This window comes from Streptomyces chlorus (assembly GCF_042655885.1).
Taxonomy (GTDB): domain Bacteria; phylum Actinomycetota; class Actinomycetes; order Streptomycetales; family Streptomycetaceae; genus Streptomyces; species Streptomyces chlorus.
Window position 1 is genome coordinate 1 of record NZ_JBHSOA010000132.1, and the last position, 13,385, is coordinate 13,385.

Sequence of the window (13,385 nt, forward strand, 5' to 3'; positions counted from 1 at the left end):
GCGGTCGGTGGTGGTGTCGGGTGTCGAGGACGAGGTGGCGCGGATCGCGGAGAAGTTCGCGGGGCGGGGCCGTAGGGTGCGGCGTCTGCGGGTGTCGCATGCGTTTCATTCGCCGTTGATGGAACCGATGCTGGACGACTTCCGTGTGGTGGCCGAGTCGGTGGGTTATCGCTCTCCGCGGATTCCCCTGGTGCTGAGTGGTTCGGGTGGTCCGGTGGGGGCGGAGTACTGGGTGCGGCAGGTCCGGGACACGGTGCGGTTCGCGGACACGGTTCGTGCGTTGGACGGGCGTGGTGTCACGACGTATCTGGAGCTGGGCCCGGACGCGGTGCTGTCCGCGATGGGCGCCGACTGCCTCGAGAACGACACGGACGCCGCCTTCGTACCGGCCATGTCCCGGCACGAGGACGAGGAACACGCGTTCGTCTCGGCGCTCGCGACAATCCACACCCGCGGGGTGCCCGTGGACTGGAAGGCGTTCTTCTCGGGCAGCGGCGCCCGGCGCGTGGACCTGCCGACGGCCGCGTTCCAGCGCCGTCGCTACTGGACCGACAGCTCCGCCGCCACGTCCGTGCCGACCCCGTCGGGCGTGGTCTCCTGGCGCTACCGCGAGAGCTGGCAGCCGCTGCCGGACACGCCCGCGAGCACGCACGGCGGCATCTGGCTCGTCGTCGTGCCCGCCGGGCACGTCGGGAGCGCACGCGTCCGTTCGCTCTTGGACGCGTGCGCCGCGGACGCGGTCCGCACCGATGTCGTCGAGGTGGCCGACGCGAACCGCGCCGAACTCACCGAACGGCTGCGGCACCAGGTGCGAGAGCAGGCACCGGCCGGGGTGCTGTGCCTGCTCGGTCTTGACGACCGCATCCACGCCGAGCACTCGGCGATGTCACGTGGATACGCGGACACGATCACCCTGGTGCAGGCGCTGGGGGATGCGGCAGTCACCGCCCCGTTGTGGCTGGTGACCACGGGAGCCGTGGCCGTGGCCCCCGGCGAGGACGTGACCAGCCCGCACCAGAGCGTCCTGTGGGGCCTGGGACGGGAACTCGCCCTGGATCACCCGGAAACCTGGGGCGGCGTGATCGACCTCGACGCGTCGGCGGGCGAACACGGAAACGCCGAGCGCCTGGTGCGCGCCCTGTCCAGGGCCGACGGGGAGGACCAGCTCGCCGTACGCGCGCACGGGAACTTCGTACGTCGTCTGGAGCGGGCTCCGCTGACCGTGACCGGGGCGCCTCCGGCCGACGGCCAGGCGCCACGGTCGCGGTCCTGGCGTCCGAAAGGCACCACGCTGATCACCGGTGGCACGGGAGGGCTCGGTGCTCAAGTGGCGCGCATGCTGGCGGGCCGGGGGGCGGAACACCTGGTCCTCACCAGTCGGCGCGGCCGTGCCGCCGAAGGAGCCGAGGAGTTGGAACGGGAACTGGTCGCGCTCGGCGCCCGCGTCACCATCATGGCGTGTGACGTCGCCGACCGCGAGGCGCTCGGTCGGGTGCTCGAGTCGATCCCCGAAGAGCTTCCGCTGACCGCCGTGATGCACGTGGCCGGCGTGGCGCCGCGGGGAGCACCCCTGGGTGAGCTCACCCTCGCGGAGTTCGCCGAGGTGGGCAGGGCGAAGGTCCTCGGTGCCACGCATCTCCACGAACTCCTCGCCGACCACCCGGTGGAGTCCTTCGTGCTGTTCTCCTCCGGTGCGGCCGTCTGGGGCAGCGGAGGACAGGCCTCGTACGCGGGAGCCAACGCGTTTCTGGACGGTCTCGCCCACCATCGCCGGGCCCGTGGGCTCGCGGCGACCTCGATCGCCTGGGGGCCCTGGGACAGTGGACTGGTCGACCGGGAGACGAGTGTCCTGCTGCACCGCATCGGTGTGCCACCGATGAAGCCCGCCCTGGCGGCCGAGGCGTTGTGGCAGGCGCTGGAGAACGGCGACGGCCATCTCGTCGTGGCCGACTTCGACTGGCCGCGCTTCATTCCCGTGCACACGCTGACCCGGCCGCGGCCGCTGTTCACGAGCCTTCCCGAAGTGCAGGCCGTCCTGGGAGCCGAAACCGCCGGAACTGCCCGAACCGCCGAAACGGTCTCCGGTCCTGCGGGCCTGATCAGCCGGCTCGCGGCCCTGCGGGAGGACCAGCGACGTCGCGAAGTCCACGATCTCGTGCGCACGCACGTGGCCTCCCTGCTCGGTTACGACGACCCCGCCGACCTCGACATGCGCCGGTCCTTCGATGCGCTCGGCTTCGACTCCGTCACCGCCGTCGACCTCAGGAACCGACTGGTCTCGGCGACGGGTGTGACCCTGAGCAACGCCCTCGTGTACGACTACGCGACACCCCGCAAGCTGGCCGACCACCTGCTCGGCCACGTGTGCCCCGACCGGGGCGGCGCCGCCGCCGGCGGTGAAGACGCGTCGGTCCTCTCCCGACTCGGCCGAGTCGAGGAGGCGATCGACGCGCTCGCACCGGACGAGCTGCGGGACACCGGCATCGCGGCACGGCTCCGGACGCTCGCGACGAGGATCGACGACCTCACGGGCGGAGTCGGCGACCAGGACGTCGCCGGGAAGCTCGAAGCCGCGTCCGCCGACGCCGTCCTCGACTTCATCGACCAGGAACTCGGCCTCACCGGCCGGTAGACCGGCCCGAGGGCCGGCACAAGACACCCAGCCGACAGAGGTGGCGACATGCCTGAAGCACCCATCACCAAGGGAAAGGCCCCCTTCGGGGCGTATGCGACGTGGTACCGCGTCACGGGACCCCGCGGCCGCCCACCGACGCTGGTGGTCGTCCACGGCGGGCCCGGCAGCACTCACGACTACCTGCTGAACCTGGCCCGCCTTGCCGAGTCCGGATGGCCGGTCGTCCACTACGACCAGATCGGCAACGGGGGCTCCACCCACCTGCCCGGACGCGGGGCCGACTTCTGGACCGTCCAGCTGTTCCTGGACGAGCTGGACAACCTGCTGCGACACCTTGCCGTCGAGGACGACTACGTTCTCTTCGGACATTCCTGGGGCGGCATGCTGGCCACCCGGCACGCCGCCGCGCGCCCGCCCGGTCTGCGCGGACTAGTCATCGCCGACTCCCCGGCCTCCTACCCTTTGTGGCTGCGCGAGATGAAGGTGCTGCGTGACGCCCTGCCGCCGGGCGTCAACGACACGCTGCTTCGCCACGAGACCGCGGGCACCACCGACAGCGCCGAGTACCAGGAGGCCGCACGCGTCTTCTACGAGCGGCACGTGTGCCGGCTGACGCCCTGGCCACGCGACTATCTGGCCTCCTTCTACGAGGTCCACAACGATCCGACGGTGTACTTCACCATGAACGGCCCCACCGAGTTCCATGTCGTCGGTTCGCTGCGGGAGTGGTCAGTCGTGGACTGCTGTCCCAGGATCGCGGTCCCGACCCTGGTGATCTCGGGCCGCCACGACGAGGCGACGCCGGCGGCCGTCCAGCCCTTCTTGGACCTGATCCCGGACGTGCGTGGGGAGATCTTCGAGGAATCCAGCCATGTGCCGCATCTGGAGGAGCCGGAGCGCTTCACGGCCGTCATGGCCGACTACCTTAACAGCATCTCAGAGGGCGGAAGGTGAACCATGGACATGTCCTTCCGCACGGGCAGCGCGGTCGTCTTCCCCGGCATGGGGCCGTCACGCTTCACGGACGTCGCGAAGTTCATGCTGCTCAACCCCATCGCACGCGACCTCGTCGGGGCGGCTGACGAGGTCCTCGGTTATTCGCTCGTCGACCGCTACCGGGAGACCCAAGGGGACTACAGCGAGTTCGCCCAGGTGGCCTTCCTGGTCAACTGCCTGGCGCTGGCGCGCTGGGCGGAGGGCGAGCTGGGCATGGCCGCCCGGTTCTGCGTGGGCCCCAGTTTCGGCGGCAAGGCGGCGGCGGTCCACAGTGGTGCGCTGCCCTTCGAGCAGGCCGTGTGGATGACCGCGCGCTGGGCGCGTTGTCTGGAGGACCACGTCGCCCGTGACCATCGCGATGTGATCACGCAGTCCTTCGCCAGAGTCCCGGAGGACCGGCTCGACGAGGTGCTGGCGGAACTCGCCGAGCGAGGCGAGTGGTACGACATCTCCTGCCGCATCGACGACGACTTCCACATGGTGTCCCTGCGGGAGAGCGCACTGGACTGGCTGGCGAAGCGACTGCGCTCGATCGGCGGTCTACCGCTGTACACCATGCGTCCACCGATGCACTCAAGCGTCCTCGGCGCCCTGCGTGACCAAGTCGAACGGGAGATCTTCGACGAGCTCCAGTTCGCCGATCCGCGGATTCCGGTGGTGGCCGACCAGGACGGCGCAGTGCTGCACTCCGGCGACGGCGTACGCCGCATGCTGCTCGACGGGTTCGTACACCCCGTCCAGTGGCCCCGGGTCGTGGCCGCCCTGCGTGACCTCGGCGTCGGAACGCTCTACGTGTCCGGCCCGGACAGCCTCTTCGGCCGGGTGGGCTGCACCACGCGCAACTTCCAGGTCGTCGCGGTGAGCCCGAGCACCGCCATGCAGCCGCGCCGCCACCGCGCGCCGAGGCCGTCGCGCGGTGGGGACCCGCTCCCGCAGGCGGCACCGTAGAGGCACCGTCCCACTGAGGACAGGCAGGCGGTCGGCGGTCACACCCGGGTCGCGTCAGATGGCAACCGCCCCCAGTCCGGACAGCGCGGCCCACAGGGTCCCCGGAGTCGCGAAGGTCTCCGGGGTCAGCGCCTCGTCCACGAACCGTACGTCGTACGCCTGCTCCAGGGCCGTCAGCAGCTCCACGGTGCCCAGCGAGTCGAGGCCGAGGTCGCGCAGGTCGGCGTCCTCGGTGAGGGCATCGTCAGGAGCGGAGAAGGGCAGGAACGCGCGCAGCAGTTCCTCGAAACGGTCGTCCCACATGATGTCTCCTCGCACGGGTCGGTCGTGGATGACCTGGATCTCGTCGCTGACGTAAACCGTCGAACGGCCCCCGAGGTAACCCTCGTCCTCCCTGCGGATCTCCCTTTCCCGATCTTGTGCCCCCTACCCCTGTGTTCAGAGAACCCCGAAGGCGGAGCGAACAAACATGCTGCAACCAGCGCTGTACGCACGTTTCCTGCAAGGGCTCGCCATGGCTCCGCGCCGTGCGGCGCTGCGGCTTGACCGCGAGACGTACAGCTACGAAGCCGTGCACGAGACGGCCCTGCGGTGGGCGGGCGCCCTCGTCTCCGGCTGCCGACAGCCACCGCAGGCGGTCGGGGTGCTCGCCGGCAAGGGGATCGAAGGCTATGCGGGCATCCTCGCCGCGCTGTACGCGGGCGCCGCCGTGGTCCCTCTGCATCCGGACTTCCCGGTCGCGCGCACCCGGCGGATGATGGAGGCGGCGGGCGTGTCGGCCCTGATCGCCGATGCCCACGGGCTCGCGGCGGCCGCCCGGATCGCGGAGGGGGACTCGGACCTCCCCGTCCTGTCACCGGACGGCCCCGACGACGGCCGCTTCCGCCGCATCACCGTGTCGCGGCGGACCGGTCTGCACGAGCCGCTTCCCGTCGTCGCCTCGGACATCGCGTACATCCTGTACACCTCAGGCACGACGGGACGCCCCAAGGGCGTGCCGATCACGCACGGCAACACCCACCACTACTTCACACTGCTCGACTCCCGCTACGACTTCGACGAACACGACGTCTTCTCGCAGACGTTCGACCTGACCTTCGACTGCGCCATGTTCGACCTCTTCTGCGCTTGGGGCGCGGGAGCGAGTGTGCGGCCCGTGCCGGCCCATGCCTACCGGGACCTCCCCGCGTTCGTGGCCGAGCGGGGCCTGACCGTGTGGTTCTCCACGCCGAGTGCCATCGCGCTCGTCCGCCGCGCGAGGGGCCTGCCCCCGGGCGGCATGCCGGGCCTGCGGTGGAGCCTCTTCGCCGGAGAGGCCCTGCAGGCGAGCGACGTGGTCGCGTGGCAGGAGGCCGCTCCCGGTTGCACGGTGGAGAACATCTACGGGCCGACGGAACTCACCATCACCGTCACCGGGCACCGGTGGTCGCCCGCGACCTCTCCGGCTCGGTGCGTCAACGGGTTGGTGCCCATCGGGACGGTGCACGAGGGACACGACCACGTCCTCCTCGATCAGTGCGGCGAGGACTCGGACAGCGAGGGCGAGCTGTGCGTGACAGGACCCCAGATGGCCGCGGGCTACCTCGACCCGAGGGACGACGAGGGCCGGTTCCTGCGCCGGGACGGCCGCACCTGGTACCGGACCGGGGACCGGGTACGCCGCATGGACAACGGTGAACTGGCCCACCTCGGAAGGCTGGACACACAGGTCCAGGTGCGGGGCTGGCGCGTGGAGCTGACCGAGATCGAGCACGCCCTGCGGACATGCGACGGAGTCGAGGACGCCGTCACCGTGGCACGGCCCGGTGACAACGGCACCGAGCTGGTCGTGTTCTACACCGGCACCCGCGTTCCGGCGGCGGAACTCGCCCGGGGCCTTCGGACCCTGCTGCCTCAGGGGATGACGCCACGCCACTACCGGCACATCGACGTTCTCCCGCTGAATTCCAACCGCAAGGTCGACCGGGCGCGGCTGGCACTGGCCGCGCGGGAACAGCCGCTGCCCGGCTGAGGAATTAGGGGTACCGCGTCCAGGTATAGGGGTGTCGTCATGGGCCGTCCTGCCTGCTGTCGGCCCCCTAAGGTCCTGGACCAGGGAGAACTCACCGGCGAAACTTGGACGATCTGCATGGGACACGGCGAAAGCCCTTACGTTCACGGCCTGCTGGACGAAGCACTTGAGGAGACCCCGGAGCGCTCCGCCGTGCGTGACACGGCGGGACGGTGGACCTACCGGCAGCTCGCCGGGCTGAGCCACGCCTTCGCGCGGTGGCTGCGGGACCACGGGGTCGGACACGGGGACCGGGTGGTGACGCAGCTGCCGACCCGGCGCGAGGCGGTCGCCCTGTTCTACGGGACCTCGCGTCGTGGTGCCGTCTTCGTCCCGCTCAACCCCGGCATGAAGGAGTTCCACCTCGCCTCCGTGCTCGACAACGCCGAGCCGGCCCTGGTCGTCACCGACGGCTCCCGGGCCCAGCGGCTCCGCGCCGTCACCCGCGTCCCCGTGTACGACCTGGCCTCTGTCTGGTCCGAGGTCGAGGCCGAAGCGGCCCGGGGCGGGAGCGAGGACCACCCCGGCATCGCCCCGGACGATGTCGCGTCCCTCGTCTACACCTCCGGCAGCACCGCCACGCCCAAGGCGGTCATCTGCCCGCACGCGCAGATGACGTTCGTATCCCGCGCCATCCGGGAGGAACTCGGTTACCGGCCCGACGACGTCGTCTTCTGCCGTTTCCCCCTGTCCTGGGACTACGGCCTGTACAAGGTGCTGCTCTCCTGTCTGGGCAGCTCCGAACTCGTCCTCGCCGGTGACGAGTCGGACCTGCGGCTGCTGCACAGGATGCGGGAGACCGGTACCACCGTCATGCCGATCGTGCCCTCACTGGCCACGATGATCGTGAAGCTCGCCGAACGCGACCCCGGGCCGCCCCCGCCCGTCCGCCTGATCACCAACACCGGCGCGGCTCTGCCGCCCGCCACGATCGAAGCGCTGCGCGCCGCATTCCCCGGTGTGCGGGTGGTGCGCCAGTTCGGCCAGACCGAGTGCAAACGCGTCTCGATCATGCCGCCGGAGCAGGACCGCGAACGGCCCGCCTCGGTCGGTAGGCCACTGCCCGGGACCTCGGTGTCCATCCTCGGCACCGACGGCCGACCGGTCCCCGCCGGCGAGGTCGGCGAGATCGTGGTCACGGGCCCGCATGTCATGCCTGGCTACTGGAGGTCCCCCGAGCTGACCGCGCGGACCTTCCGCCGCGACGAGCGCACCGGGGAGCCGCGCCTGCACACCGGCGACTACGGAAGCCTGGACGCCGACGGCTATCTGTACTTCGAGGGCCGCCGCGACGACATGTTCAAGCGCAAGGGCATCCGCATGAGCACCCTGGAGATCGAGGCCGCCGCCACGGACATCCCCGGTGTCCGCGCCGCCGCCGTGCTGCCGCCCGCCGACGGGAGGGACCTCGCCGTCTTCGTGGAATCCGAACTGGCGCCGCACGTGATCCTCAAGGAACTCGCCGAACGCCTGGAGCCGCAGAAAGTGCCGGCCGTCTGCCGGGTCGTCACCGAACTGCTCCTCACCGCCCACGGCAAGAACGCCCGCCGGGCCCTGACCGCGATGCTCCAGGAGACGGACGCACCGTGAACCGAACCCTGGCAGACCGCCACGCCCGCCTCGCCGAGCGGTTCGGCACCCCGCTGTACGTGTACGACCTGGACGAGATCGACGCGGCGCGGAGCGAGCTGTACGACGCGCTGCCGCGAGAAGCCCGGCTGTTCTACGCCCTGAAGGCCAACCCGCACCCGGACATCGCCCGCGCTCTCGGGGAAGGGCCCGGTCGGCCGTGCCTGCCCGAGATCAGTTCGACCGGAGAGCTGGCGGTCGCCCTTGCCGCGGGGCGACGCGGTCAGGACTGCCTCTACACCGGGCCGGGCAAGACGGCCGCCGAGCTCGACGAGGCCATCGCGCTCGGCGTCCGGCGCTTCTCGACCGACTCCGTCACCGACGTCCGCCGCGTCGGCGCGGCCGCCCGCGCACACGGAGCGGTCGCCGACTGCATCCTGCGGGTCAACGCTCCCTCGGCGCGGGGCACCACCGCCATCAGAATGACCGGCACGCCCTCGCAATTCGGCTTCGACGCGGAGACGCTGCCGGACACGCTTCCCCTTGTACGTGACATTCCGGGCACTCGGATCACGGGCCTGCACTTCTTTCCGCTGAGCAACGCCCAGGACGCCTCGGCGCTGATCGATGCGTTCAGGCACTCCATCATCCTGGCCGCCCAGCTGGAGCGGGACCTGGGACTCACCCTGCGTTTCCTCGACCTGGGGGGCGGTTTCGCGGCCCCGTACGGCGTACCGGGACAGCGCGGCGCCTACCCGAAGCTCCGCGCCGAACTCGAAGCGGACCTGGACCTCCACCTTCCCGGCTGGCGTCATGACCGGCCCGCTGTCGCCTTCGAGGCGGGACGCTTCCTGGTCGGCGCCGGCGGCACTTTGATCGCGCGGGTCGGCAACATCAAGGTGAGTCGCGGTCACAAGTTCGTCGTCCTCGACGCCGGTATCAACGCCTTCGGCGGCATGTCCGGCCTCGGCCGTCTGTTGCCGGTGTCCGTGCGGATCGACGGCGCGGCCGAGACGGAGACCGCGACGCTCGTCGGCCCTCTGTGCACCCCGGGCGACGTCCTGGGGCGCGGCGTCGAACTGCCGGTCCTGGAGCCCGGAGACCTGGTGAGCATCCCCAACGCCGGGGCCTACGGGCCGACGGCCAGCCTGCTGACCTTCCTCGGCAGGCCCGCCCCCGCCGAAGTCGTGGTCCGCGGCGACCTCGTCGTCTCGGCCAGCCGTCTGGAACACCACCGGGTGGCACTGGGAGGATGCTCGTGACCCCGAGCGCCGGCATGCAGCCCACGACGGCGCGGAGGGGAACCGCCGTCGTCACCGGCATGGCCTCCGACTCCCACACCTGGAACCTGGTCTTCCTCCAACTGCTGCTGGAGGAGAACGGCTTCGACGTCGTCAACCTCGGCCCCTGTGTGCCGGACGACCTCCTCGTCGACTCGTGTCGGAGCGCCGGACCCGACCTGGTGGTCATCAGCAGCGTCAACGGTCACGGACACCAGGAGGGTCTCCGGGTCATCGCGCGGCTGAGAGCGATCGCGGAGCTGGCCGCGACTCCCGTGGTCATCGGCGGGAAACTGGACGTCATCCGCGGCAAGGACACCCGCCACGCACAGCGGCTGACGGCGGCCGGGTTCGACGCGGTCTTCACCGAAGACGCCCGCACGATGGCACGCTTCCGGTGCTTCCTCGACACCTTGAACAGGCATCCGGCCACACCATCGGCACGCCGCGGGGTCCTCGTATGACCTGTCGCACTGTCTCCGCCCGGGCGACAGCGGGTATGTGCTGTCTCCCGGTGGACTTCGGAGAGTTCGTCCGGCACCGGGGTGGCTCCGGCGTCCCCGTGGTGCAGCCGCGCATGGGTTTCTCCGACCCCGCCCGGATGCGCGCGGGACTCATCGCCACCCGAAGGGCCGATGCCGTGTCCGTCGGCACGATCACCGTCGACAGCTACACACGCGTCGGCGACAGCGACGCGGTGAGGACCGCCCTGCGCGACGGTGCCTGCCTCAACGGCTACCCGATCGCCGACCACCCCGCCGACACCACCCGTCAGGTGCTCACCGGCGCCCTCGGCCCGGACTTCCCCGTCCAGGTTCGACACGGCTCCGCGAGCCCGGGTCGCATCGTCAGGACTCTCGTCGCTCTGGGGTTGAACGCCACCGAAGGCGGCCCGGTCTCGTACTGCCTGCCGTACGGCCGCACACCGCTGACCGAATCGGTCGGCAACTGGACGCGGGCCTGCGAGGAGTTCACCGGCCTCCTCGACCTCGGCATCGAACCCCACCTGGAGACCTTCGGCGGCTGCATGATGGGCCAGCTGTGCCCGCCCGGCCAACTGGTGGCCATCAGCGTCCTCGAAGCGCTGTTCTTCGACCAGCACGGACTGCGCAGCCTGTCCCTGAGCTATGCCCAACAGACCAGCGCGGAGCAGGACCGGGAAGCCGTGGCTGCCCTGCGCCGCCTGTGCTCCGAACTGCTGCCGACGGACAACTGGCATGTCGTCGTGTACGCGTACATGGGGCTCTTCCCACAGACCCCGCACGGCGCGCGCCGACTGCTCGCCACGGCGGCGGAGCTCGCGGCCAGCACGGGAGCCGAGCGGCTCATCGTCAAGACCGCCGATGAGGCCCACGGCATTCCGACCATCGCCGAGAACGTGTCCGCGTTGGAAGGGGCCGCCCGCGCGACCGCACTACACCACTCGGGCGGCGTCAAGGTCCCGACACCACCGGACACCGGGATCTACGACGAGGCCCGCGCCCTGGTGCACGCCGTGCTGAACCTCGACGACGACATCGGGGCGGCCCTCGTTACGGCGTTTCGGTGCGGATACCTCGACATCCCCTACTGCATCCACCCGGACAACCTGGGCCGGACCCGTAGCCATATCGACGCGGAAGGCCGGCTGCGGTGGACGGACAGCGGATCACTCCCGCTGCCCCGGCGCGTGAAAGCCGGTCCCGGACGGCGGATCACCTCTTCCGGACTACTGGCCGACCTGTCCTATGTGCGCCGGAAGTTCGACGCCGCCCCCGTCCCCGGCGACGAGTGAGAACTGCGGGCACAGGGGCGAGCCAGGAGCCCGACGTTTTCCATCAGCTGTTTCTCTTCAAGAGCGTGGAGTGAGGACTGAATGCGCGAGTCTGAGAATTCCGTTTCCGGCGGCGGACGGAGTCAGGACGAGCGAGAGCAACTGATGCGCCGGCTCGGCGAACTGCCGGGCCGGCAGCGGCGGCACATCATCCTGGACCTGGTGTGCGGGCATGCCCGTGCGGTCCTGTGCCAGGCCCGACCGGAGACCCCGCCGGACACGGCCGTCGAGGCGGAACGCCCGTTCAGGGAACAGGGGCTGGACTCGCTCGCCCTGGTCGCGCTGCACGGCCGGCTGGTGGCCGCCACCGGGCTGAGCCTTCCGGTGACGGTCGCCTTCGAACATCCGGCTCCCGCACCGCTGGCGGACCACCTGCTGGCCGAACTGCTGGGGACGACCGACGACGGGCCCGAACCGCCGCCCGCCGTGATCGCCGGTGACGAGCCACTGGCTGTCGTCGGGATCGCCTGCCGCTTCCCGGGCGGCGTCACGTCGGCGGACGAGTTGTGGAGCCTGGTCGCCGACGGACGGACGGTCGCCGGAGACTTCCCGCGCGACCGAGGCTGGGACCTCGACGCTCTCTTCGGCCGGGCAGGCAGGAGCTCCTGCGATCAGGGCGGCTTCCTCGAGGACGCCGCCGACTTCGACGCCGACTTCTTCGGGATCAGCCCGCGTGAGGCCCTGGCCATGGAGCCCCAGCAGCGTCTCGTCCTGGAAACCGCGTGGGAGGCACTGGAACACGCCGGCATCGATCCGCTGTCCGTACGCGGCAGCCGGACCGGCGTGTTCGTCGGCACGGGGGCGAACGAGTACGGGGCGCGCATCATGGAGGCGCCCCCAGGGACCGAAGGCTATGTGATGACCGGCAGCGCGCCGAGCGTCGTCTCGGGCCGGACCGCGTACGCCCTGGGGCTGAGGGGGCCTGCCATCACGGTCGACACCGCCTGTTCCGGCTCGCTCGTCGCCCTCCACCTGGCCGGACAGTCCCTGCGACGTGGCGAGTGCTCGCTGGCCCTCGTGGGCGGGGTGACCGTGATGGGTAGCCCCGGCACGTTCGTCGAGTTCAGCCGCCAGCACGCGCTCGCCCCGGACGGCAGGGCCAAGGCCTTCGCGGCGGAGGCCGACGGCACCGCGTTCTCCGAGGGCGTCGCCCTGCTGGTGGTCGAACGGCTGTCGGACGCTCAGCGCAACGGGCACGAGGTCCTGGCCCTGGTGCGAGGCTCCTCGGTCAACCAGGACGGGGCCAGCAACGGCCTCACCGCCCCGAGCGGCTCCGCGCAGCGGCAGCTGATCCGGGACGCCCTGACCGACGCTGGGCTGACCGCGGCCGACGTCGACGCCGTCGAGGGCCATGGCACGGGCACCACGCTCGGCGACCCGATCGAAGCGCGGGCGATCATCGCCACATACGGGCAGGGCCGGCCCATGGCCCGCCCCCTGTGGCTGGGATCGGTGAAGTCCAACCTCGGCCACACCCAGGCGGCCGGCGGCCTCGCGAGCATCATCAAGATGATCATGGCGATGCGGCACGGGGTCCTGCCCCGGACCCTGCACGCCGACGAGCCGACCCCGCACGTGGACTGGTCGACGGGGAACGTCCGGCTGCTGACCGAGGCGCTGACCTGGCCGGACCACGGTCGTCCGCGGCGGGCAGGAGTGTCCTCCTTCGGTATCAGCGGTACCAATGCCCATGTGATCCTGGAGGAACCGTCCCTCCGCGAGCCGGAACCCGGCGGGAAGCCGGAGTCCGCAACCGACCGGGCCTGCGCCGTACCTCTGGTCGTCTCCGCCCGGAGCTCCTCCGCGCTCCGTGCCCAGGCCGAACGGCTGCTCTCCCTCCTGGACGGACCCGACACAGCCGTGCCGAGCCTGAACGACCTCGGCCACTCGCTGGGCACCACGCGCGCCGCCCTGGAACACCGTGGCGTGGTCGTCGCCGGCGACGAGGCCGAACTGCGCCGTGGCCTGCGGGACCTGGCACAGGGCCGGGGCACCACGCCCGATGTGCTGCGCGGACAGGCCTCAGGACGCCTCGCGTTCCTCTTCCCCGGGCAGGGTGGTCGGTTGCTCGGGGCCGGTCGTGAACTCCACGCC

General features: G+C 70.9%; 10 protein-coding genes. 9 read left to right on the forward strand and 1 reads right to left on the reverse strand.

Annotated features, from left to right (window positions below):
* The 3 genes from ACFPZI_RS34415 to ACFPZI_RS34425 all read left to right on the forward strand — a co-directional run.
* A partial coding sequence (locus tag ACFPZI_RS34415) for a type I polyketide synthase (RefSeq protein ID WP_381371093.1) occupies nucleotides 1–2,632 on the forward strand: 2,632 nt, incomplete at its 5' end.
* Between the two features lie 48 nt (nucleotides 2,633–2,680).
* Nucleotides 2,681–3,589, forward strand: coding sequence for a proline iminopeptidase-family hydrolase (locus ACFPZI_RS34420; RefSeq protein ID WP_381371094.1), 909 nt, complete (start codon nucleotides 2,681–2,683; stop codon nucleotides 3,587–3,589).
* Between the two features lie 3 nt (nucleotides 3,590–3,592).
* Nucleotides 3,593–4,579 carry an ACP S-malonyltransferase gene (locus ACFPZI_RS34425; protein ID WP_381371095.1) on the forward strand — a complete coding sequence of 329 codons (987 nt, stop codon included), beginning with the start codon at nucleotides 3,593–3,595 and terminating at the stop codon, nucleotides 4,577–4,579.
* A gap of 54 nt (nucleotides 4,580–4,633) precedes the next feature.
* Here ACFPZI_RS34425 and ACFPZI_RS34430 read toward each other — a convergent pair whose 3' ends face one another.
* Nucleotides 4,634–4,882: a phosphopantetheine-binding protein gene (locus ACFPZI_RS34430; protein WP_381371096.1), complete on the reverse strand. Its 249-nt coding sequence runs from the start codon at nucleotides 4,880–4,882 to the stop codon at nucleotides 4,634–4,636.
* 166 nt (nucleotides 4,883–5,048) lie between these two features.
* On the opposite strand from ACFPZI_RS34430, the gene ACFPZI_RS34435 reads away from it, so the two are divergent.
* The 6 genes from ACFPZI_RS34435 to ACFPZI_RS34460 all read left to right on the forward strand — a co-directional run.
* Nucleotides 5,049–6,590, forward strand: a complete 1,542-nt coding sequence (locus ACFPZI_RS34435; protein WP_381371097.1) for an AMP-binding protein — start codon at nucleotides 5,049–5,051, stop codon at nucleotides 6,588–6,590.
* A gap of 117 nt (nucleotides 6,591–6,707) precedes the next feature.
* Nucleotides 6,708–8,219, forward strand: coding sequence for an AMP-binding protein (locus tag ACFPZI_RS34440; RefSeq protein WP_381371098.1), 1,512 nt, complete (start codon nucleotides 6,708–6,710; stop codon nucleotides 8,217–8,219).
* Complete coding sequence (locus tag ACFPZI_RS34445) at nucleotides 8,216–9,460, forward strand: type III PLP-dependent enzyme domain-containing protein (RefSeq protein WP_381371099.1); 1,245 nt, start codon at nucleotides 8,216–8,218, stop codon at nucleotides 9,458–9,460. The genes ACFPZI_RS34440 and ACFPZI_RS34445 overlap by 4 nt, the downstream gene beginning before the upstream one ends.
* Nucleotides 9,451–9,942: a cobalamin B12-binding domain-containing protein gene (locus ACFPZI_RS34450; protein ID WP_381371100.1), complete on the forward strand. Its 492-nt coding sequence runs from the start codon at nucleotides 9,451–9,453 to the stop codon at nucleotides 9,940–9,942. Before ACFPZI_RS34445 ends, ACFPZI_RS34450 begins: the two co-directional genes overlap by 10 nt.
* 35 nt (nucleotides 9,943–9,977) lie before the next feature.
* On the forward strand, nucleotides 9,978–11,252 hold the full coding sequence (locus tag ACFPZI_RS34455; RefSeq protein WP_381371102.1) for a methylaspartate mutase: 1,275 nt from the start codon (nucleotides 9,978–9,980) through the stop codon (nucleotides 11,250–11,252).
* 81 nt (nucleotides 11,253–11,333) lie between these two features.
* On the forward strand, nucleotides 11,334–13,385 hold a 2,052-nt coding region (locus tag ACFPZI_RS34460), incomplete at its 3' end, for a type I polyketide synthase (RefSeq protein WP_381371101.1).

Bases quoted from the DNA above. Each gene is read 5' to 3' on its own strand.
- ACFPZI_RS34420 (WP_381371094.1), top strand. From the start codon at position 2,681: ATGCCTGAAGCACCCATCACCAAGGGAAAGGCCCCCTTCGGGGCGTAT.
- ACFPZI_RS34425 (WP_381371095.1), top strand. From the start codon at position 3,593: ATGGACATGTCCTTCCGCACGGGCAGCGCGGTCGTCTTCCCCGGCATG.
- ACFPZI_RS34430 (WP_381371096.1), bottom strand. From the start codon at position 4,882: ATGTGGGACGACCGTTTCGAGGAACTGCTGCGCGCGTTCCTGCCCTTC.
- ACFPZI_RS34435 (WP_381371097.1), top strand. From the start codon at position 5,049: ATGCTGCAACCAGCGCTGTACGCACGTTTCCTGCAAGGGCTCGCCATG.
- ACFPZI_RS34440 (WP_381371098.1), top strand. From the start codon at position 6,708: ATGGGACACGGCGAAAGCCCTTACGTTCACGGCCTGCTGGACGAAGCA.
- ACFPZI_RS34450 (WP_381371100.1), top strand. From the start codon at position 9,451: ATGCTCGTGACCCCGAGCGCCGGCATGCAGCCCACGACGGCGCGGAGG.
- ACFPZI_RS34455 (WP_381371102.1), top strand. From the start codon at position 9,978: ATGTGCTGTCTCCCGGTGGACTTCGGAGAGTTCGTCCGGCACCGGGGT.